The 20126-nt window shown below is 40.8% G+C and carries 23 protein-coding genes; 8 read left to right on the forward strand and 15 right to left on the reverse strand.

Annotated features, from left to right (window positions below):
• Nucleotides 1–39 precede the first annotated feature (39 nt).
• Both AC1VNJ_RS07305 and AC1VNJ_RS07310 read right to left on the reverse strand, forming a co-directional pair.
• The gene (locus tag AC1VNJ_RS07305; protein WP_482640516.1) at nt 40–3189 is read right to left on the reverse strand and encodes a bifunctional cytochrome P450/NADPH--P450 reductase; all 3150 of its coding nucleotides are present in this window, start codon (nt 3187–3189) and stop codon (nt 40–42) included.
• Between the two features lie 26 nt (nt 3190–3215).
• The gene (locus AC1VNJ_RS07310) at nt 3216–3794 is read right to left on the reverse strand and encodes a TetR/AcrR family transcriptional regulator (protein WP_028414486.1); all 579 of its coding nucleotides are present in this window, start codon (nt 3792–3794) and stop codon (nt 3216–3218) included.
• Nucleotides 3795–4097: 303 nt separating this feature from the next.
• On the opposite strand from AC1VNJ_RS07310, the gene AC1VNJ_RS07315 reads away from it, so the two are divergent.
• On the forward strand, nt 4098–4466 hold the full coding sequence (locus tag AC1VNJ_RS07315; protein WP_033580511.1) for a nuclear transport factor 2 family protein: 369 nt from the start codon (nt 4098–4100) through the stop codon (nt 4464–4466).
• Between the two features lie 69 nt (nt 4467–4535).
• Here AC1VNJ_RS07315 and cotJC read toward each other — a convergent pair whose 3' ends face one another.
• Genes cotJC through AC1VNJ_RS07330 form a run of 3 tightly spaced genes read right to left on the reverse strand, consistent with a single transcriptional unit; the run spans nt 4536 to nt 5638 of the window.
• Nucleotides 4536–5105, reverse strand: a complete 570-nt coding sequence (gene cotJC, locus AC1VNJ_RS07320; RefSeq protein ID WP_025751043.1) for a spore coat protein CotJC — start codon at nt 5103–5105, stop codon at nt 4536–4538.
• 21 nt (nt 5106–5126) lie between these two features.
• The gene (locus AC1VNJ_RS07325; RefSeq protein WP_025751042.1) at nt 5127–5387 is read right to left on the reverse strand and encodes a spore coat protein CotJB; all 261 of its coding nucleotides are present in this window, start codon (nt 5385–5387) and stop codon (nt 5127–5129) included.
• Nucleotides 5384–5638 (reverse strand): spore coat associated protein CotJA, encoded by a 255-nt coding sequence (locus AC1VNJ_RS07330; protein WP_482640517.1) that lies wholly within the window; start codon nt 5636–5638, stop codon nt 5384–5386. Before AC1VNJ_RS07330 ends, AC1VNJ_RS07325 begins: the two co-directional genes overlap by 4 nt.
• A 203-nt stretch (nt 5639–5841) precedes the next feature.
• Between AC1VNJ_RS07330 and AC1VNJ_RS07335 the strand changes: the two genes are divergently transcribed.
• Nucleotides 5842–6204 (forward strand): hypothetical protein, encoded by a 363-nt coding sequence (locus tag AC1VNJ_RS07335; protein ID WP_033580509.1) that lies wholly within the window; start codon nt 5842–5844, stop codon nt 6202–6204.
• Between the two features lie 87 nt (nt 6205–6291).
• On the opposite strand, the gene AC1VNJ_RS07340 is transcribed toward AC1VNJ_RS07335, so the two are convergent.
• The 3 genes from AC1VNJ_RS07340 to AC1VNJ_RS07350 all read right to left on the reverse strand — a co-directional run bounded on the left by AC1VNJ_RS07340 (nt 6292) and on the right by AC1VNJ_RS07350 (nt 8075).
• Nucleotides 6292–6426 carry a hypothetical protein gene (locus tag AC1VNJ_RS07340; protein WP_482640518.1) on the reverse strand — a complete coding sequence of 45 codons (135 nt, stop codon included), beginning with the start codon at nt 6424–6426 and terminating at the stop codon, nt 6292–6294.
• 158 nt (nt 6427–6584) lie between these two features.
• On the reverse strand, nt 6585–7214 hold the full coding sequence (locus tag AC1VNJ_RS07345; protein WP_063247371.1) for a LysE family translocator: 630 nt from the start codon (nt 7212–7214) through the stop codon (nt 6585–6587).
• A 27-nt stretch (nt 7215–7241) separates the two neighbouring features.
• On the reverse strand, nt 7242–8075 hold the full coding sequence (locus AC1VNJ_RS07350) for an AraC family ligand binding domain-containing protein (protein ID WP_482640519.1): 834 nt from the start codon (nt 8073–8075) through the stop codon (nt 7242–7244).
• 202 nt (nt 8076–8277) lie between these two features.
• Here AC1VNJ_RS07350 and AC1VNJ_RS07355 point away from each other — a divergent pair, with 202 nt between their 5' ends.
• The 6 genes from AC1VNJ_RS07355 to AC1VNJ_RS07380 all read left to right on the forward strand — a co-directional run bounded on the left by AC1VNJ_RS07355 (nt 8278) and on the right by AC1VNJ_RS07380 (nt 12820).
• Nucleotides 8278–9099: a sensor histidine kinase gene (locus AC1VNJ_RS07355; RefSeq protein ID WP_028414492.1), complete on the forward strand. Its 822-nt coding sequence runs from the start codon at nt 8278–8280 to the stop codon at nt 9097–9099.
• The gene (locus tag AC1VNJ_RS07360; RefSeq protein ID WP_033580507.1) at nt 9100–9741 is read left to right on the forward strand and encodes a response regulator; all 642 of its coding nucleotides are present in this window, start codon (nt 9100–9102) and stop codon (nt 9739–9741) included.
• Nucleotides 9742–9875: 134 nt separating this feature from the next.
• A complete protein-coding gene (locus tag AC1VNJ_RS07365) occupies nt 9876–11255 on the forward strand; it encodes a PepSY-associated TM helix domain-containing protein (RefSeq protein WP_482640520.1) in 1380 nt (459 codons plus the stop codon).
• Between the two features lie 29 nt (nt 11256–11284).
• Complete coding sequence (locus tag AC1VNJ_RS07370) at nt 11285–11749, forward strand: FixH family protein (protein WP_482640521.1); 465 nt, start codon at nt 11285–11287, stop codon at nt 11747–11749.
• A 140-nt stretch (nt 11750–11889) separates the two neighbouring features.
• Nucleotides 11890–12312 carry a NucA/NucB deoxyribonuclease domain-containing protein gene (locus AC1VNJ_RS07375; protein ID WP_154992027.1) on the forward strand — a complete coding sequence of 141 codons (423 nt, stop codon included), beginning with the start codon at nt 11890–11892 and terminating at the stop codon, nt 12310–12312.
• 154 nt (nt 12313–12466) lie between these two features.
• The gene (locus tag AC1VNJ_RS07380; RefSeq protein WP_223272376.1) at nt 12467–12820 is read left to right on the forward strand and encodes a DUF1516 family protein; all 354 of its coding nucleotides are present in this window, start codon (nt 12467–12469) and stop codon (nt 12818–12820) included.
• A 39-nt stretch (nt 12821–12859) separates the two neighbouring features.
• Here AC1VNJ_RS07380 and AC1VNJ_RS07385 read toward each other — a convergent pair whose 3' ends face one another.
• The 7 genes from AC1VNJ_RS07385 to tkt form a co-directional block, all read right to left on the reverse strand.
• A complete protein-coding gene (locus AC1VNJ_RS07385) occupies nt 12860–13453 on the reverse strand; it encodes a hypothetical protein (protein ID WP_033580502.1) in 594 nt (197 codons plus the stop codon).
• Between the two features lie 152 nt (nt 13454–13605).
• Complete coding sequence (locus tag AC1VNJ_RS07390) at nt 13606–14262, reverse strand: TetR/AcrR family transcriptional regulator (RefSeq protein WP_482640522.1); 657 nt, start codon at nt 14260–14262, stop codon at nt 13606–13608.
• Nucleotides 14263–14284: 22 nt separating this feature from the next.
• Nucleotides 14285–15562 carry a glycosyltransferase gene (locus AC1VNJ_RS07395; protein WP_482640523.1) on the reverse strand — a complete coding sequence of 426 codons (1278 nt, stop codon included), beginning with the start codon at nt 15560–15562 and terminating at the stop codon, nt 14285–14287.
• A gap of 335 nt (nt 15563–15897) precedes the next feature.
• The gene (locus AC1VNJ_RS07400) at nt 15898–16383 is read right to left on the reverse strand and encodes a hypothetical protein (RefSeq protein ID WP_033580500.1); all 486 of its coding nucleotides are present in this window, start codon (nt 16381–16383) and stop codon (nt 15898–15900) included.
• A gap of 78 nt (nt 16384–16461) precedes the next feature.
• Nucleotides 16462–17130, reverse strand: a complete 669-nt coding sequence (fsa, locus tag AC1VNJ_RS07405) for a fructose-6-phosphate aldolase (protein WP_013083988.1) — start codon at nt 17128–17130, stop codon at nt 16462–16464.
• 49 nt (nt 17131–17179) lie between these two features.
• Complete coding sequence (gene gnd, locus AC1VNJ_RS07410) at nt 17180–18073, reverse strand: phosphogluconate dehydrogenase (NAD(+)-dependent, decarboxylating) (RefSeq protein WP_482640524.1); 894 nt, start codon at nt 18071–18073, stop codon at nt 17180–17182.
• Between the two features lie 30 nt (nt 18074–18103).
• Nucleotides 18104–20098 (reverse strand): transketolase, encoded by a 1995-nt coding sequence (gene tkt / locus AC1VNJ_RS07415; protein ID WP_098112361.1) that lies wholly within the window; start codon nt 20096–20098, stop codon nt 18104–18106.
• Nucleotides 20099–20126: the final 28 nt, after the last annotated feature.

Below are 20126 nucleotides of genomic sequence, written 5' to 3' on the forward strand. Positions count from 1 at the left end.
AAAAATAACCTCCGCTAAATAGCGGAGGTTATTTTTTATTTACCCAGCCCACACGTCTTTTGCGTATCGGCCCTTTTCTTCTAGCTGCTGCAGCCATAAGCGAGCGTCTGCTTCACTTACTTCATGAACATCAGCATAGCTTTTCATAAGCGTTGCTTCAACGTCAGGTGCCATTTGGCTTCCGTCTCCGCAAATATAGAAGTGCGCTCCTTGATCAAGAAGTTCAATCAATTTCGTGCCGTCTTGTTCCATAACGTGCTGAACATATGTTTTCGGCTGATTTGGTACGCGTGAAAAAGCGGTATGAAGCGTAATGACACCTTCATTTTGTGCATTTTCAAGCTCTTCTTGATACAGATAGTCTTCATGAGGTGAACGGCAGCCAAAGTATAAATGCGCTTCTCCAAGCGACTGTCCTTGTTCTTTTAACTGCTTGCGAGCCTGCACAAAGCCTCTAAACGGCGCGACGCCTGTTCCTGGTCCGACCATGATGATCGGTGTTTCAGGATCTTTTGGCAGCGTAAAGCCTGACTGCGGTGTGGAAACAAAGCACGTAATTGTATCTCCTTCTTGCAGCTCAGCAAGATAGTTCGACGCAATTCCTTTATATTCTCCATATCCGCTCCACGCCTCTCCTGAGACGACGCTAACCGTGATGCTTGCTTGTTTTTCATCGACGCGAGGTGATGAAGAAATTGAGTAATAGCGCGGACGCATGCTTGGAAGAAGAGCGATAAATTCGCTGAATTCCATTTCACACGCCGGATATTTTTCAAGCAGTTCAAGCATTGTTAAGCGTTTTGCCAGCACCTTTTCTTTGTACGGTTGCTTTTCAAGCAAGGCTTCAAGCTCCACTTTATGCGGCGGGCAGACCGTTTTAGCAGCCATTGCGCGAAGCTGTGTGCGCGTAACAGGATCTTGAAGCTCCACATATTGCAGAAGCTCTTCTACTGATACGGTTTTACCGAGTGGCAAATGCGCTAATTTTTCTTCTTCAGCTTCCAAACGGATTTGCTGTGATGCATCTAGACCGAACCTTGTCGTTACACGATTTACTATTCGTTCATAGTTGCGAGGAATAATACCTAAATGATCTCCTTCTTGATAAGAAACTTCTTTTGGAAGCTCAATTTCAAGATGACGCGTGCTTCGTTCACTGCCTGGTTTTTGTAGTTCTTTGCTTGCTACAACGTTCGCCGAAAAAGCACCGTGCATTTTCGCAAGCGGCATGTCCGCAGCGCTGTCAACAAATTGAAGTGAAAGCGTAGACGCATTTTCTTCACTGTTTTCAATGTCAAGGTTAAAGTAAGCTGCTACGTCACTCCACATATGTTCACGCCATTCTTCGTAAGTGCCTTCAAAGTCGTCACTTGCATCTGCTTCACCGCGTTCAGCGATGTTTTCTGCCCCTTTAGCGGCTAGCGTTTCATCGATAAAAGCAGGCACTTTCTGATAGGTAGTTGCCCAGTTTTTATCGCCGCATCCAAATACGGAGTAGCGAACGCCTTTTACTTCATCAGCAGACGCTTGGTCTAACCAGTCGACAAACTGCTTTGCGTTATCAGGTGGATGTCCGTTATAAGAAGCCGTTACAATTAAAACAGCTCCTTCACGCGGAAGATTTCCTGCATGGGAATCAAGCGTTGCAACCTGAGGTGCGAATCCTTTGCTCATCGCAATATCTGCTAAATCCCTCGCCGTTCCTTCAGCTGTTCCCATATTTGAGCCGTATAACACAAGCAGCGGCGTATTATGAGCGTTCTCTACCTTTTTGCGTGCTTTTTTAGCAGGCTGTTCCGTGCTAGGTGAAGGAATGCCACCAAGCGGAATTTTTTTTGATTTTGCTTTTACAACAAAGCCTTCAGGTTTTAACGTTAAAGTTTCTTTAATATCCATCTCGTAGTTTGTATGATCTTCAAAATCAAAATGTTTTAGCATCATGCCAAGTACAAGCGTTGCTTCATGAAGAGCGAACTGCTGACCGATACACGCACGCTGACCGTTTCCAAACGGTTTAAACGCATGCTGCGGAATCGCGCTTGGATTTTCAAAACGCTCTGGGCGGAACTCTTCCACATCGTCTCCCCAAATCGTTTTATCACGGTGAAGCTGAGGAATTAGAACCATCAGTTCATCGCCTTTTTCTAACGGATATTCTCCTCCAAGCACCGTATCCTCTTTTGCATATAGAGAAAATGCAGGAGCTGTCGGCCATAAGCGCAGCGCTTCGTTTAAGACCATGCCCACATATTTAAGCTGCTTGACTTGTTTGTAGCTTGGAACAGGATCTACTAAAACTCGTGCTGCTTCTGCTGCTGCTTTTTGTAATACATGTGGATTTTTCACTAAGAAATACAGCGCAAATGATAAAAGACCACTTGTTGTTTCGTGTCCCGCAATTAAGAACGTAATAATTTGATAGCGAATGTTCTCATCATCAAGCGGTTCACCTGTTTCTGGGTCTTTTCCGTTTAGCATATGCGTTAATAAATCATCGCTTTGTTCACCGCTTGCCTTGCGATCTGCGATAATTTTATCTACTAGATCGTTCATCACCTTAATATCTTCTTGAAACTGACGCTTATTTTCATCGTAGGCAGGGTCATCCGGATTTGCTCGCTGCAGCTTGTTCATCGCTTCGTCCAGTGCACGAACCATACTTGTAATAAACGGGTGCGGCTGATCGCGATAAAAGCTGTTAAAGCGGTAATTAAAGCCGCAAAGACCGATTGTATCAAGCGTTAAGCGCGTCATATCTTCCGGTACTTCAATATGCTCATCTGCATTTAGACGCTCCCACTTTTGAATAAGCTGCACGGCGATATCGACCATCATCGCGTGATAGCCTTTCATCGCTTGCTGACTGAAGCTTGGAAGTAAGATATTATGCGCTTTTTTCCAGTTTTTTTCGTGCGTCCAGCTTGTAAATAAACCGTCTCCTGCAAAATCACGCACAAATTTAAGCGCTTGACTTAAGTTTTTATCAAAGCGGGATTCATCGCATGCTTCTTTAATTAGACGCTGACTGGATAAGTAGCGCGTCACACGTCCAGGCGCTTCAAATTTAAAGATTTCCCCTAATTCATCTGCAATTTTCATCAGCGTTTGAATCGGTTTATCTGTGTTTAATAACGGTAAGTTTTTAAGCTCTCCAAATGTTTTTGGCTGAGGCATTTCTTTAATTGTCATGTTATCCCTCTTTCACTTGTTAAGTTTCATGATTGTCTGCTAAGTGCTGCCCACAGACTCTCTTCTACGCCGGCAAGAAGTTCATCAGTTAAAGATAAATAGTCATTTTCAATCATTTCATATACTTCCATAAAGCTTCCAAATAAAATAGCAATGAGCGCATTTTCAGGAAGGTTTCTAATAATGCCTTGCTTTTGTCCTTCTCTGAAGAACGTGCAAACAAATTCCACCAGCTTTTGATAGGCTAAGCGACTCTCTTCTGTTAAAAAAGCTCCTTGACTATGAGTTTTAATAAAGCCAAGCGCACGAGGATGATTTTTAGTGAATGTCACCATACCTTCAAAGATATGATGAAATCCATCTCGATATCCTTCTCTTTCGTTAGCCAGGCCGCTTTCAATACACTGTAAAAACTCGTTTACATGCTGCTGAAACAGTTCGTTTACAAGGCTTTCTTTATTTTTAAAGTAGCGATAAATTGTTCCTGCTCCTACTTTGGCATTTTCTGCAATCATTGGCATCGTGGTTGCATCAAATCCTCTTTCTGCAAACAGCAGAAGCGAAGCAGAAAAAATCGCTTTTTGTTTTGTTGGAGTAGATTCCACTTTATCACCTCTTTCCAAAAACGGAATGAACGTTCATTCCGCTACAATTACAAGTATAAAAAACTGCCTCTTAATAGTAAAAAGATAACTAGACAAGTGGAAAGAAAAGGTTCTTTCACTCTAATTTTATACCATTTAAAGGTAAATAATGGAGTCTTTCAGAATATTTTATGCTTACAGAAAATTAGTCCACTTATCCCCTTGATTAACATAATTTAACACAATCTATTAAAGGAAGAAGTTTAAAGGAAAAGTAAGGTGGAAATAGAAAAGAGTTACACAAGGCGTAAAGGAGGATTAAAAATGAACCAAGCAAGAGTGATAGAATACGAAGAAATGCTTCGCTCAGCCATGCTTTCTAATAACGTAGAGTTATTAGAAGAATTACTTTCAGATGAGCTTATTTTTGTGAATCACTTTGGGCAATGGTTGTCAAAAGAGCAAGATATAAATGCTCATCGTTCAAAAAGCCTTGATATAGCGGGCATCGAAGTGTTGGAACAAGAAATTAAACTGTTTCAAGAACTTGCCGTTACCGTTACAAAAGTAGCGTTAAATGGGTCGCTGGCAACTGGTGAATCTATTGGAGGCGAATACTGCTATACGCGAATTTGGAAAGATGTTGAAGGAACATTAAAGGTTGTTTCTTGTCACTGCAGTTCTAGCGCATAATCAACGCTGCCATAATAAAAAACATCCCTTCTTTCATTTGCATTCGCAAAGAGGGATGTTTTTTGCTAGTTAAAAGATTTTCTTCCTGTCTCTGTCATCTTTTAAAATCTCCACGGCCTCACGGAAACGCTGTGAATGAACAATCTCTCTTTCTCGTAAAAATCGTAAGCTGTCGTTTAAATCTGGATCATCTGATATATCAATTAACCATTGATATGTAGCTCTTGCTTTTTCTTCTGCCGCTATGTCTTCATAAAGATCTGCAATCGGATCTCCTTTTGCCTGTATATACGTAGCTGTAAACGGAACGCCAGCAGCATTATTGTAATAAAGTGCACTATCATGGTTTACATAGTGTTCTGTCAATCCAGCTGCCTTCAGCTGCTCCGGCGTTGCATCTTTTGTTAGCTTATAAATCATCGTCGCAATCATTTCAAGATGAGCAAACTCTTCTGTCCCGATATCGTTTAGCAGTCCAACAACTTTATCGGGAATGGTATAGCGCTGATTCAAATAACGAAGTGCAGCTGCAAGCTCTCCGTCCGCTCCCCCGTACTGTTCCATTAAATATTTGGCAAGCGTTGGATTACACGTACTTACTTTAACTGGATACTGCAATTTCTTTTCATACACCCACATATAGTTCCCGCCTTTATCTGCTTATATTTGCCATGGCCAAGGGCTTGTTCCCCAGCTCCACTTCCCGTCGGTATAGCTGTTTCCATACTGCTGGAGCGGCCCGTACTTTGTTTCAAAGTTTCTTTTTAACTGCATAGCCTGCTGCGCGTATTCGTTAAACTGCTGCATAGCCTGCTGGTCATTTGGATGGGTATCTAAATACAGCGTTAATTCTACAAGTGCAAAATCAATCGCCTGTATTTCTTCTAAATCCTGATAGTACTCCGGAGGTAGTTTTTTCATTCTTCATCCCTCTTCTTATCTTTGTCTTTGTATGGATTTTCATAGTAGTCCCAAAAAGCCGGCCACAGCGTTCCTTTTTTTAGCGCTTCTTTCGGTGAAAACTGCTGCAGATTCGCGGGCTGAAATCCCATGTATAATTGAGGCGGCGTAGAATAATATTTAACTCCTATCGGCCGGCACGGATCATAGATACTGTGGAAAGGTTGATAGGTCTTAACCGGTGTAAACATCTTTTTTGGATTGTTATCCATGAAAAGTCCTCCTCTAAAAACACACTCTGTTTTATCCTATTCAGTTTTTATCGAGTTCATGAAGGAATTCATTCCCGACTTAAGAACCAAACTTTTCTTCATAAAAAAGACCTATGTAAAAAAAGCTATAGTTGCCCAATCCCTTTAGGCAGCTTTCTCATACTTTATAAAATAGTGATTAAGAAAATAGAGGTGCTTAAAAAATGGACATTAATTACATGGATTTTTATTTTTACCCAGCACGATTTCCTGGACCTCAACTCCCGCCCGGTCCACCTAGACCACCAGGCGGTTTACCTACACCTGACCCGCAGCAAGCTCCAACTTCCCCTCCGCCGGCATTTATTCCAGCTCAGCAAACGGCAACTCCATTTGCTGTTGACCCAGGAGCCATTTCTCTTTGTCTATTCCGCAATACGTTCATATGGCTTAGAAACGGCTCTAGCTTCTGGTATTTCCCTATTTTTGTAGGACCGCGATCGGTTGCAGGATTTAGATGGAACGGACGTTTTTGGACCATTTTCGGTGTCGATACACGACAAATTGTTTCGTTTACGTGTTTTTAAACGTTAAGAAAAGAGATTGAGACATAGCTAAATCAATACAATTTAAAGACGATAAAATTGAATACATGAACTAGTATCGGTGGCTTGTTACACTGCTGTTGATTTCCGTGCATGGCTTCGCTTTCCGCGGCCGGCCGGTGAGCCTCCTCGTCGCTTGCGCTTCTGCGGGGTCTCACCTGTTCCGCTTTTCCCGCAGGAGTCTTCGCCTTGCCCTCCAATCAACAGCTAGAAATAACTGAATAAATATATGAAGGCTATGTTCACCATACTAATAAAAAAATCCGAACGAGTTTGATTCTCCATCAAGAATCAAACTCATTCGGATCTTCCTTCAACTAACATATTTTTATCCCAGCCTCTTTTTTGCTTACTAGCTACTATTACACGATTGTTCTTATTCCAAAACCAATCAGCAGCACTCCGCTGCATCTCTGAAAAACTTTTTGAAACATCGGTTTTTTAAGCCATTTTTTCACGTAATCTACTACATACACTAAGATTAAAAACCAACTTACCGCTATGAGTGTAAGAATAAAACCAAGCATAAGCAGCTGCTGATTTGTGTGAGCATCCAAGTTGATAAACTGTGGCATGAATGTAATATAAACCAATACCGTTTTAGGGTTAAGAAAATTACTAAGAGCTCCCTGTATGTATGATTCTTTATAGGCGTGATTAGATGAAGGCTTAACAGCTTTTTCTTCTTCTGAAATGTGCTCCAATGAGAGCGTATTTTTTGTCAGAAATACCCTGATACCTAAGTAAAATAAATACGCGGCACCTATATATTTAATGGTGTTGAACAGATACACCGACTGCGCGATAGCAACAGACAAGCCAAGCACAGCAATTAACGTCCAAAACGTGAGGCCTGTAGCCATGCCGAGTATGGTAAAACGTCCTGCTTTTGCTCCGTGATGAAGCGTATTTTTCATGATAAGAATCGTATCAGCACCAGGTATCATTGACATAACCAGCGCCATCAGCATATAAGCAGCTAAATGATCCACAGCTCTTCTCTCCTTTTTAAGCTATTACTAGCATTCTATTTTCTTTTCACTTTCAAAGATTTTCATGTATTGTTTTGGCGTTAGCCCCACCTGACTTTTAAAAAATCGAGTCAAATGACTTTGATCACTGAATCCAGTTAAAAAGGAGACGTCAATCGGTTTTTGTCCCTGTTCTAGAAGCTTTTTAGCCTGATTGATTCGAACTGTTTCTAAGTAGCTGTATGGAGAGATTCCTTTTTGCTTTGTAAAAGAGCGCAGCAGCCGGTATTTGCTCCATCCAATTAGCTTACTTAATTCATCCAGCGTGATCTTGTTTGTATAGTTGTCTTCCAAATAGCTGCAGATTGTTTTGATTTCATCAGACGTGTCAGCAGCTGACGAAAAAAAGGAAAGGTTTGAATGATCGTGCATGAGCTCTTCTAGCAAATATAAAAATAACTCTTCTTTCTTAAACTCCCGTTCACCATTTAAAATTTGTAAATGAAGCTCTTTTAAACTAGAGACAGCCTCACTTCTTTGTACCACATTGCTGTTAAAACGCGGAAGACTTTCACTGCCGTTAATGTCAAAAACAGCTTTTTTCATCGCGTCTGGCGTTACGTTAATACAGCGATAATCAAGCGTTTTGCCGTCTATTTGTTCACAGCTATGAACATCATACGGATTAAACAGCAGCAAATCGCCTGGATTAATGATGTATTCTTTGCCTTGGCAAATTAAATGACGCTGACCTTCTTCAATAAATCCAATCACATAATACTCGTGAAAATGAGCAGGAAACTTTTGCATAATTCCTTTAAAACGATAAGCTTCAATATGTAAATCAGCGTCAACGTGCGCTGTCCGAATTTCTTTTGCCATTAATAAATCACTCCTTGTCACATCTTAAGCTTTTTAACCATACCATTGACTCGAGAATTTTTCTTGTATGATATTGCAGATAAGATTTTCTTTATTAACTTTATCCACTCACCCCTAAGAGTGATTTCTCTTCTTTCCTCTAGTAATTTTCCGCTCAAATGATAAAATATAGACACATTTTATGGATGAAAGAAGGGATACCGTGAAATATAGACAAATTAAATGGCTGATTTTGCTTCTTCCAACTCTGACCATCGCACTTTGGGAGTATGTTCGCCATGCCTTTTTGCTCCCTTACATCTCAATGGACATGGGAAATGTTCTTTCTCCGCTGCTTGTCTTTTTTGTAACGCTTGTCTTTGTCCGCTATTTATTTTCTATTTTAGAAAAAATGCAAGAGGAACTAAGGCAAGAAAAAGAAAAGAAAGCTGCGCTTATTGAGCGTGAAAAATTAGCTCGTGAACTGCATGACGGCATTGCGCAGTCGCTGTTTCTCCTATCTGTTAAAATGAACAAGTTCGGAAGAAAAAACAACTTAGAGCAGGATCCTGATTTTATCCGAATGAAGCAAACTCTGCAGCATGTTCATGACGATACGCGCCAAGCGATTACAAATTTAAAGCACTCTCCTTCAGACTCTTCAGAAAGCTGGACTGAAAGCATTCATCAATACGTCGATGATTTAACACATACTCATTTACTAGATGTCAATTTAGATTGGAGACTGTCAGAAACAACGCTTTCGAGAAAAGAAAAAAATGAGCTGTTTGCCTGTGTGAAAGAAGCTGCTATGAACGTCATTAAACATGCAAAAACAAATAAAATCTGGATTACAGCCGGTGAAACGGCAGGCGGATGGATTTGTGAAATTACAGATTTCGGTATAGGTTTCACCTCTGAATCTCTTAAGGCCGGTCTTGGCCTGCAAATTATGAAAGATCGTGCTAAAGATATGAACTGGGACTTTTCCATTCAACGAAAACAGAACCAGACCATTGTTAGTATTAAAAAGGAGGTTACGTAAATGCAGCCGTTTCGTATTTTGATTGTAGATGATCACGCTCACGCAAGAGAAGGCATTCGCGATATTTTAGAAGAATATGAAGATTTTATGATTGTTGGCGAAGGAACCAACGGGCAGGAAGCAATCGAACTAACCGAAAAATTAATGCCTGACATTGTGCTAATGGATATTAAAATGCCCGTGATGAATGGATTAGAAGCGACAAAACAAATTAAGCTTCAGTTTCCGTATGTTAAAATTGTGGTCATCACGGTTTCAGACGATATTACAGATTTGTTTGATGCGCTGAAAAAAGGCGCCCAGGGCTATTTGTTAAAAAACCTGCAGTCTGAAGTGTGGTACGACTATTTGCGTGCGTTCGCTTTAGATGAAGTTCCTATGTCAAAAGAAATTGCGTTTCAAATTTTAAAAGAGTTTCCGCAGGAAACATCGATTACAAAGCCAGACACTCCCCTTTCTGCACGGGAGCTTGAAGTACTTCAATTAGTGGCTAAAGGACTGTCAAACCGCGATATCTCCGCGCAGTTATTTATTTCTGAACACACGGTAAAAAGCCATTTGAAAAATATTTTAAGCAAGCTTCATTTAGAAAACCGCGTGCAGCTGACAAGCTATGCGTTTCAAAATGGCTTAATGAACTAACAGCTTTTACGAGCTGTTTTTTTATTACCCCCTTCCTCTTATAAACCCCAACAATCACTCTCAGGGGTGATGGCTAATTCTCCCTTTCCTTCTATAATAAAAGCACGTTAGTTAGTAAAAAGGAGGAAAAAACGATGCAGGAAAAGCGCGAAGAATCAGCGAGTACAACGAAAAAAAGCACGGCGCGTTCTCAAGGTCTATACAAAGCCATATGGCGCTGGCATTTTTATGCAGGTTTAATGTTTACTCCGTTTCTTCTTATATTAGCTGTTACTGGGGGGATGTATTTATTCAAGCCTCAAATTGAAGAAAAACTGTATCACGACTTCTATCATGTACAAGCTCAGTCACAGTCCGTATCCCCTTCAACACAAGTACAGGCTGTAAAGGAAAAGTATCCAGACGCTGATGTGTTGACGTATAAGCCCAGTAATCGCTCTACTCGTTCGTCAGAAGTAGGAATTTCATTAAAAGACCATACATATACGATGTTTGTTAACCCTCACAATGGTCGCATCATAGGAAAAGTAGATGATTCCAGTCGCTTGATGAATCAAATTGAAGAATTTCACGGAGAGCTGATGGCGGGAACAGCAGGTGATCGTATCGTAGAACTTGCGGCCTGCTGGGCAATTGTCTTAATTGTAACCGGCGCTTTTTTATGGTGGCCGCGCAAAAAAGACAAAGTAAAAGGCGTGCTGATTCCTCGTTTTTCAAAAGGTAAAAACGTACTGATACGTGACCTTCATGCAGTACCGGCCTTTTGGATTTCAGCGGGGATGCTTTTTCTCGTACTAACAGGACTTCCGTGGTCAGGACTGTGGGGCAATGCGTTTCAGCAAGTCGCCACAAACGCAGGTGTTGGGTACCCTTCGTCTATTTGGGTAGGAAGTGCTCCTACTTCAACCGTGCAAACAAAAGATGTTGCGGACGTGCCTTGGGGAGCTGAAACGTTAGAAGTGCCAAGCTCCACAGCTTCGCAATATACAAAAGTATCGCTTGATGACATTGTAGGGATTGCAAAAGAACAGCATATGCACGACGGCTACACCATTTCTATTCCGCAAGACGCTCAAGGTGTGTATACGCTCTCCGTTTTTTCACCAAGAGCTCAAGATGAAGCAACCATTCACCTTGATCAATATACCGGAGCTGTGTTAGCCGATTATCGGTACGACAACTATGGATTTATGGGCAAATTGATTGCGCTTGGTATTACGCTTCATAAAGGCACACAGTTTGGATTTATCAATCAGCTTATGGGCCTTATTATTTGTATCGGAATTGCTGGTATCGCTATCAGCGGAGCCTTACTGTGGTGGAAGAGAAAACCAGCTAAAAACATGGGGGCTCCTAAAGTTCCTGAAGGAAGTGCAATGCGAATCGTGACGTGTATAATCGTCGTGTTTGGTATCCTCTTTCCTTTAGTCGGACTGTCCTTAGTTATCGTGTGGCTTTTAGATTTCTTTGTTATCAAACGAATTCCAGCATTGAAGCGATTTTTAAACGCATGATTTATGAAACGATGTGAGGTGCAGTAACAATGAACAAATGGAAAATGTCCGGACTAGTCATACTCAGTACGCTTGGGCTTTCCGCGTGCTCCGTAAACAGTGACGCAGACCAGCTCTACAAGCAGCAAAAGCCTCTGTCGGCGCATGTGATGCTTCCTGAAAATATAGAGCCACAGATCACACAGGTGTTAGAAGTCCATGTGATGCAAGAAAATAAAACGGTGGATGATGCCAAAATCGTTCAGTTTAACGTGTGGAAAAAAGATGCTCCCGGTAAAGTTGAAACAATAAAGGCACATTATGACGGCAGTATGTATAAAGCAAAAGCAGCCTTTAAAGAGGATGGTATTTACTATATTAAAACCGATATTAATGCTCGCGGTGAGCACATCCTTCCTACTCAGCAAGTCGCAGTAGGCAAATTATCAAAAGAAGAGTTACATTCACTGCAGCCAGCTGAAAACGAAACGCATCATCACCACTCTCATCATTAGACATAAGCTCACGTTCAGCAGCTGAACGTGAGCTTATGTTTGTCTTATGAATTCTAGCTAGTTCCATTATATGTTTTTACATTTTTTTCTTATTACTTTACAATAAGAGTGATAAACGTTTTATAAAGGAGTTTTACAGGTTGAAAAAAATTGTTTCTGGTATTTTAATTTTAGTAATAGCCGTTATTGTTATGATTGAAGGAAATCCGTTAGAGCAGAACTCTTCAACGAATACCTCCTACGATGAAGTCATTTCCTTCCCTGCTGATCGTTACCCTGAAACTGCAGCGCACATTCAACATGCAATCGATAAAGGAAAATCGGCTGTTTGTACAATCGATCGAGACGGTGCTGAAGAAAACCGCCGTGAGTCTTTAAAAGGCATTGCGACTAAAAGCGGCTATGACCGAGATGAGTTTCCGATGGCCTTTTGTGAAGAAGGCGGAAGCGGCGCAGATATTGAATATGTAAAGCCTTCAGACAACCGAGGCGCCGGGTCTTGGATTTCACATCAAGTAGATGAGTTTCCAGACGGTACGAAGGTTTTAATTGAAGTGAAGTAAAAAGAATGGTCATTGCGACCGTTCTTTTTTTATGTTGAGAGCCTGTATAAGAAAAAGAATAAAAAAGGAAGAATTGTTCTTGCCTAAAGATACCCTTCACTTTTAAAATAAAAATGTATGTTATACATATATGCATCATCGTTTTATAGGAGGAATGAGTTTCTTGGACAATCTATGGCAGCAGTTACTTCCTGCCTCATGGCAATTAACTTTATTTATTTTCTTTTTTGTCTATATCTTGCGCTACAAACAAGAGAATAAATTCAGCATGCAGCTTCACGTGCTGCTTAAGTTTCTTTATGCCGTTATTTTAATTTTAAATGCGGTGTTGTTTTTAGTGGAAAGTCAGCGCGATTTTCTTTTTTATGCAACGCTTTTCATGAGTATCCTGACAATTATTTTGATGGAGTTCACGCTTTCTGCAAAAAAACAGAACGAGCTTGATTTTATTTCAGCCGTTTCTTGCTGTGTTCTTCCGATTTTTATTTCTTTACTTGAACTTAGTTAATGAACCAAAGGCCTCTGGTGATTCAGAGGCCTTTTTATGTTATTGATCTTTGTTGTTACGATCCATCATATCTTTTGGATCTTCTACAATATCTTCCGGATCACGGTTGTTGTCTTTTTCATCATCTTTATAGATGTTGTCATTTTTATCTACGCCAGGTACGTTATTGTTGTTATTCATATTGTCTAAACCCGTGTTGACAAACGCCACGTATACTTTGTCAATTTTACTATCTGCTTCTCTCACGCGATCCGCAATTTTTTGTTCAAAATCAGTTGAAACTTCATGGTAAGTATCGCCGTTATACGTTACGGTGTTCACCTTGCCGTTATCATTGTTGTCCGCTGCGTCATTTCCAGCTAGGTCTACTGTTACATAGGCGTTGTTATTATCACGAAGCACATATGCATCATCAACTTCCTTCATATCTTCTACATTTTGCGCTGCTTCAACTGACTTGGTCGGCTGATCGGTGTTATCCATTGGGATATTGTTATCAACTCCATCGTTTGTAGAAGTGTTGCGTAAGTCATTTTGAGTATTGTCCATTGCGTTGTTGTCTTTATTTCCTCCGCACGCAGTTAGGCCTGAAAGGAAAAGAACCGAAGAAGCAATGATAAGTCCTTTTTTCATTTTTTCCATCTCCTTAAATATAGTTTGCAGTCGTATTATGCTTAATTTTTGCAAAACTATTCAAAGGAGACGGAGAAGTGAAAGCCTTTTTTCTAACTATGCTTAACGCCGCTAGCCATACGATAAGAAACATTTCAAGATTGCAGCTGTACTTATTCACCTAACAGCTTTCGGACAGCTACTGACAGCGTATTGACGTGACGTTCTACGTTTGCCTCTTCTGTAACTTGTTTCTGTTCATCGACGTTGTAAACCGGCGCTGGATTTTGTGTAATTCCATTAATCGTTGTAGCCATAAAAGCTAGCAGGTCATCTGCTGGTACAGCCGGAGAGAAATTCTTTACTTCTATTTGTTCCGTAATAAAGTCGTGAAGCTTTTTTTGAATATATTTAAGGTTTGATACTTCAACTAGCTTATCTTCAATTTTCATAAAACGCTGAGGGTCTTTTGAATACAACGCTACTAGTTCAAAGTAAATTTCTCCTCCCGCTGTCATTGATTCCTGGATATGCTCTCCAATATACATAATGAAATCATGTAACATTTCAAAGGAGTCTTTTTTTGTCTGAAGCAGGGCTTCAATTTTATCTTTTACTTTATAGCTGACGCTTTCTTGATTAAGAAGTCCGACAAATACTTCATCAAGGTTTGAAAAATATTTGTACACGCCTCCTTGACTCATTCCAGCTTCCAAAACGATATCTCGCATGGCTACATCATGCACCGGTTTGCTCTTGCATACTCTTTTGGCTGCTTCTAAAATCTCTTGCTTCTTTTTTTCAGCGTATCCTTCCCTTACTTTTGGCATTTTTTTCACGCTCGCTTACTTTTTATTTATTCCCGAATGTCTCGAGTGTATTAATAATCACCTGAGCTGCTTTTTCGGCTCCTTTTTCAGCTCGGATTTGTTTTCCGATTTCTTGTGCTTTGGATTGAATTTCATTAACTTGCGTATAGGAAATAGCTGCGGATAATTTTTCAGCCGTCAATTCTTTTCTCGGAATGGCTTTTGCTCCAGCTCCAAGCTCGTGAATTTTTCTTCCCCAAGCGAATTGGTCATTTCCATAAGGAATAATAACACTTGGAACGCCAGCTCGAAGGCCTTCGGCTGTTGTTCCTGCTCCTCCGTGATGAACAACGGCAGACATTTTAGGAAACAGCCACTCATGAGGAATATCTTTTACAAAGAAAATGTCTTCTGCTATCCCCTCCGTGTGATTCATTCCACTTCCTCCTGTATTGATGATACCTCGTTTCCCGGCAAGTTTTAAGGCTTTAATCACTAAAGCAGTCGTTTCGTCTGCGTTTTTTTTATCCCCAACACTTCCAAACCCAATATAAACCGGCGGTTCTCCAGCCTTTAAAAATCTTTCCAGCCTCTCTTCCGGCTGATAGCTATGGTCACTGTCCATAAACCAATTTCCGTAGGAATGAACGTGTTGAGGCCAATCTTTAGATACGGAAAATACGGCGGGACTTGATGAAATAATAGTTGGGTTAGCTGCTGTACGCTGCTTTGGGTACGGACATGAAAAATCGTTAGGTCCTTCTCCATGCTGCTGAACCCAATATTTTTTTAAAGGACCACTTACTACCTTCCAAAATCCCCATTCAAAAATGCGGTGCGTCAGCTTGTTATATGTTTTTCCAAACCGTGGTCGATCATAAAAGATCAACGCTGGATAATCTTTTGTTGGTGTCATTGGAAAAGGGCTCGCTAGAATGCTTGGTATATTCATCTCTTTAGCAGCAAAATAACCAATTGCCGCACCTGGATGATATACAATTGCATCGGCTCCTTTGCATGCTTTGTGCAAATCTTCTTGTATATTAATCATCATACCCATCATCTTTTCATTTTTTAAGCTTGAAAAAAATTTGAGAGGATTGTCTGCATTAATTGCGTCGTCTGCTGCTCCGCTCTCTATAATTTTAGAAACATCTCCTCGAAGCATGGCATATTCAAACCCGTACGATTCTATGAAGTTTTGGTAAGCTTCTGAAGCGGCAATTCGTACACGGTATCCTTTCTTTTTTAGCTCTAATCCTAAAGCCATAAAAGGCTGGGTGTCTCCTCGAGTTCCTGTTGTTAACATCGTAATAAGCATCATTTCAGCCTCCTTATATTAAAACGACAACCATGTCGTTTTAATATAATGTACCCTTCTCCGATTAATTCGTCAATAAAAAAAACGACAACATTGTCGTTTTTTATTGCTATCCTTTCTTTTTCTAAGGCTCTTTTTGTAAAGTTAAATAGTTGAATTTGCTTGTCTTAAGTCCAAAAACGCAACATAGATGTTTTTAATCATTGAGAAAGCGCCTCCTGAAAGAGTATTCTAAAGATAACCCCCTCTTTATAAAGAATGAAAAAAGATGCTTCGTGTTTTAAACGAAGCATCTTTTACCTATTAGAGCTATGAATAGTTACCTATTTTTCAAGTTAAACTGCTCGTGAAGCAGCTAATTTCTCGATTGGGGCTTGTTCAATGTCTGCTGCTGAAATATGCAGCAACTTTTCTAAAATAGCCGTTATGCCCTCATTTGTTTCATTACTTTTTTTGCAGTCATTAATATGCTGGTTTAATTGCTTTTTATAAGCCTCGGTATGAATGAGCCACTGACTTAAAAGCTCTTTTGTTGCCGTTCTTTCGTCTTCGCTTTTAGCTCCAAATAAACTTTCCATATCAGGTTCTTGAATAATTAGCTTACTAAAATCTTCGCTTACTGCAAGCCAAAAATAGTTTTTTTCGTATTCGTAATATCTGTGTTCTTTTAATAAAAAGTAGCCAATTTCAAATTCAATGCGATAGAGCGGCTGGTTAACTTTCGGCGCATGAAGGCTTTTAAAGTTAATATGCTCTGCATCGTCTACATAAACTTCTGAACCGTATTGGGTTTTAATAATTTTAGCGTCTACTGTATTCATGATGTTTACCTCTTTAAGGATAGTATGAGAGAACGCGTGCATTCTTTTTCTAGAATGCGCACGTTCTTTATCTTTTACTTAGTTTTGAACAGCGTTTTTCCAATCAGCCGCAAACTTTTCAATTCCTTGTTCGGTTAAAGGATGTTTAACAAGCTGCTCAATTACTGAATACGGAATAGTTGCAATATGAGCGCCGGCAAGGGCTACGCGTGTAACGTGGTCCGGATGTCTTACAGAAGCCGCGATGATTTGAGAATCGATATTTTGAATGCGGAACAACTCGGCAATTTTAGCCACAAGCTGTACGCCGTCTTCTGAAATATCATCAAGGCGACCAAGGAATGGAGATACATACGTTGCACCTGCACGGGCTGCTAAAAGAGCTTGGTTTACAGTGAAAATAAGCGTTACGTTTGTTTTTACACCTTTTTTAGCAAGGTAGCGAGTCGCTTCTAGTCCAGCGAGTGTCATCGGAAGCTTAATCGTAATGTTTTGATCTCCGCCGTTAATTTTGATTAATTCTTCTGCTTGCGCAATCATGTCTTCTGCTGTTTCGGCATCCGGCGTCACTTCTGCTGAAACGGATTCTACTTCTGGAACGGTTTTTAAAATTTCTTCAATACGATCTTCAAACTTTACGCCTTCTTTGGCAACAAGAGAAGGGTTCGTTGTAACACCAGATAAAACGCCCAATTTGTATGCTTTTTTAATATCGTCAAGGTTTGCAGTATCAATAAAAAATTTCATTTTTTCATTCCTCCATTAGTTTTTTTTACTATACCCACTATTTCACTTGTTATTTCTTTTCCACAGCATGACCGCCAAACTCGTTTCGAAGCGCGGAAACTACCTTTCCTGTAAAGGTATCATCTTCAAGCGAGCGATAGCGCATCAGTAAAGACATCGCAATAACCGGCGTAGCTGTTTGAAGGTCTAGAGCCGTTTCGACCGTCCACTTCCCTTCACCAGAAGAGTTCATAACTCCTTTGATGTCATCTAGCTTAGCATCTTTAGAGAATGCATTTTCCGTTAATTCCATGAGCCATGAACGAATAACTGACCCGTTATTCCACACTCTCGCCACTTTTTCGTAATCATAGTCGAACTGGCTTTTTTCGAGAACTTCAAATCCTTCTCCGATTGCAGCCATCATGCCGTATTCAATGCCGTTATGAACCATTTTTAAAAAGTGACCGCTGCCTGCTTCTCCAGCATATAGATATCCGTTTTCTACTGCTGTATCGCGAAAAATAGGTTCAACAATTTCCCACGCTTCACAATCTCCGCCAATCATATAGCAAGCTCCGTTACGAGCGCCTTCCATTCCGCCAGATGTTCCAACGTCCATAAAGCGAATTTTGTTTTCTTTTAACTCGTTATAGCGTCGAATAGACTCTTTGTAATGAGAGTTTCCGGCTTCAATTACGATATCTCCTTCAGCTAAAAGAGGAGATATTTCACTAATAACAGAATCAACAACCGTATGAGGAACCATCAGCCATACGACTCTTGGTGTTTCTAATGACTGAACAAGCTCCTGTAAGCTTGATACTCCTGACGCACCGTACCCTTTCATTTGTTCCACTGCGTTTGAATTTACGTCAAATGCTACAACGTCATGACGCTGATCCAGTAAGTTTTGTCCTAAGTTAATCCCCATTTTCCCTAAACCAACTAATCCTACTTTCATGTGAACAGCTCCTTCTATTTGTCTAATTGTTTAAGCCTTTAGCAATTCTTTTGCTTGTGCCACTACGTTTTCTTCTGTAAATCCAAACAGCTTCATCACATCAGCTCCGGTTCCTGAAGCACCGAATGTGTCAATAGCTAACACTTTTCCTTTTTGTCCTACAAAACGTTCCCAGCCAAGTGAAATTCCCATTTCTAGAGAGATTCGTTTTGAAACAGATTCAGGCAAGATGCGCTCTTGATACTCTTTTGACTGTTTGCCAAACAGCTCCCAGCTAGGCATTGCTACAACTCGAACAGATGTACCTTCACGCTCTAGCTGAGCTTTTGCACTGACAGCTAGTGCTACTTCAGAACCTGTAGCGATGAAAATCATCTCCGGGTTATCGTCTGTTTCAGTTAATACGTAAGCACCTTTAGCTAGGTCATTGATATTTTGTTTTGTTTCTTCAAACACAGGCAAGTTTTGACGGCTAAGCACTAGGGCTACAGGACCTTCCGCTTGCTGAAGCGCATAAGCCCAAGCGCTTGCTGTTTCGTTTGCATCAGACGGACGGATTACGGTAAGCCCTGGAATTGCACGAAGAGAAGCAAGGTGTTCAACCGGCTCATGAGTTGGTCCATCTTCTCCTACTGCTATGGAATCATGAGTAAACACATACGTGACCGGCAGCTTTTGCAGTGCAGCTAAACGAATCGCTGGACGCAAGTAATCATTAAAAACAAAGAATGTGCTGACAAACGGCTTCACACCGCCGTGAAGGGCCATTCCATTACCGGCCGCTCCCATTGCATGTTCACGTACGCCGAAATAAATATTTCGATTACCGAAATATCCTGGTGCGTAAGGGCCTTCTTCTTTAATGTCCGTCATCGTGGAATGTGATAAATCAGCACTGCCTCCAAAAATAGATGGCACAGATTTAGTGAAATAATTAATCGCTTCTCCGCTTGCAACACGCGTCGAAATCGCTTTTTCCGATGAGAATGTTAAAATATCATTCACTTCAATTAACGCTTCGCCCGTGATGGCACGTTCTAATTCATCTGCCAGCATAGGGTATTCTTTTTGGTAAGAAGCAAACAGTTCGTTCCACTCTGCTTCTGCTTTCATCCCTTTTTCTTCTAGCTTTTCAAAATGAGCTTTTACTTCTTCTGGAACATAGAAGTTTTCTTCAGCGTCCCAGCCGTAGGCTTGTTTTGTTGCTTTTGCTTCTTCTTCTCCAAGCGGATTGCCGTGTGCTTTATTTGTTCCCGCTACTTTTGGACTTCCGTAGCCAATAATTGTTCTCACTTCAATGAGCGTTGGCTGTTCCGTGTTCTGTTTCGCTTTTTCGATGGCGCTTGTGATTTCATCCACGTCATTTCCATCTTCTACACGTAAATACTGCCAGTTTGCAGATTCCGCTCTTTTTTGGATATTTTCGCTAAATGAAAGATTTAATTCCCCGTCTAACGAAATATCGTTGGAGTCATATAAAGCAATAAGTTTACCAAGCTTCATATGGCCAGCCATTGACATCGCTTCATAAGAAATGCCTTCCATTAAGTCACCATCGCCTACTAACGTATACGTATAGTGATCAATAACAGAGAAATTTGGTTTATTAAATTTTGCCGCTAAATGAGCTTCTGCCATTGCCATTCCGACTGCATTTGCAATTCCTTGACCTAAAGGACCTGTTGTTGCTTCTACGCCGTCCGTATGGCCAAATTCAGGATGACCCGGTGTTTTACTATTTAGCTTGCGGAAGCCTTTTAAATCTTCTACTGATACATTGTATCCGCTTAGATGCAGCATGCTATACAGCAAGCTTGAGCCATGACCGGCTGATAAGATAAAACGATCTCGGTTAAACCAGCTTGAATTTGCCGGATTATGCTGTAAGTGATTCGCCCACAGCGCATAGGTCATCGGAGCCGCTCCCATCGGAAGTCCCGGGTGTCCTGAATTAGCTGCGTTCACCGCGTCAATTGACAGGGTGCGAATCGTATTAACTGCGAGTGTATCTATGTTGGTACTCATGTGTCATCCTTCTTTCGCTTTGTTTGTA

The organism is Priestia sp. 3CA3, from assembly GCF_056836725.1.

Bases quoted from the DNA above. Each gene is read 5' to 3' on its own strand.
- AC1VNJ_RS07305 (WP_482640516.1), bottom strand. From the start codon at position 3,189: ATGACAATTAAAGAAATGCCTCAGCCAAAAACATTTGGAGAGCTTAAA.
- AC1VNJ_RS07315 (WP_033580511.1), top strand. From the start codon at position 4,098: ATGAACCAAGCAAGAGTGATAGAATACGAAGAAATGCTTCGCTCAGCC.
- cotJC (WP_025751043.1), bottom strand. From the start codon at position 5,105: ATGTGGGTGTATGAAAAGAAATTGCAGTATCCAGTTAAAGTAAGTACG.
- AC1VNJ_RS07325 (WP_025751042.1), bottom strand. From the start codon at position 5,387: ATGAAAAAACTACCTCCGGAGTACTATCAGGATTTAGAAGAAATACAG.
- AC1VNJ_RS07330 (WP_482640517.1), bottom strand. From the start codon at position 5,638: ATGGATAACAATCCAAAAAAGATGTTTACACCGGTTAAGACCTATCAA.
- AC1VNJ_RS07335 (WP_033580509.1), top strand. From the start codon at position 5,842: ATGGACATTAATTACATGGATTTTTATTTTTACCCAGCACGATTTCCT.
- AC1VNJ_RS07350 (WP_482640519.1), bottom strand. From the start codon at position 8,075: ATGGCAAAAGAAATTCGGACAGCGCACGTTGACGCTGATTTACATATT.
- AC1VNJ_RS07360 (WP_033580507.1), top strand. From the start codon at position 9,100: ATGCAGCCGTTTCGTATTTTGATTGTAGATGATCACGCTCACGCAAGA.
- AC1VNJ_RS07365 (WP_482640520.1), top strand. From the start codon at position 9,876: ATGCAGGAAAAGCGCGAAGAATCAGCGAGTACAACGAAAAAAAGCACG.
- AC1VNJ_RS07370 (WP_482640521.1), top strand. From the start codon at position 11,285: ATGAACAAATGGAAAATGTCCGGACTAGTCATACTCAGTACGCTTGGG.
- AC1VNJ_RS07380 (WP_223272376.1), top strand. From the start codon at position 12,467: ATGAGTTTCTTGGACAATCTATGGCAGCAGTTACTTCCTGCCTCATGG.
- AC1VNJ_RS07385 (WP_033580502.1), bottom strand. From the start codon at position 13,453: ATGAAAAAAGGACTTATCATTGCTTCTTCGGTTCTTTTCCTTTCAGGC.
- AC1VNJ_RS07390 (WP_482640522.1), bottom strand. From the start codon at position 14,262: ATGCCAAAAGTAAGGGAAGGATACGCTGAAAAAAAGAAGCAAGAGATT.
- AC1VNJ_RS07395 (WP_482640523.1), bottom strand. From the start codon at position 15,562: ATGCTTATTACGATGTTAACAACAGGAACTCGAGGAGACACCCAGCCT.
- AC1VNJ_RS07400 (WP_033580500.1), bottom strand. From the start codon at position 16,383: ATGAATACAGTAGACGCTAAAATTATTAAAACCCAATACGGTTCAGAA.
- fsa (WP_013083988.1), bottom strand. From the start codon at position 17,130: ATGAAATTTTTTATTGATACTGCAAACCTTGACGATATTAAAAAAGCA.
- gnd (WP_482640524.1), bottom strand. From the start codon at position 18,073: ATGAAAGTAGGATTAGTTGGTTTAGGGAAAATGGGGATTAACTTAGGA.
- tkt (WP_098112361.1), bottom strand. From the start codon at position 20,098: ATGAGTACCAACATAGATACACTCGCAGTTAATACGATTCGCACCCTG.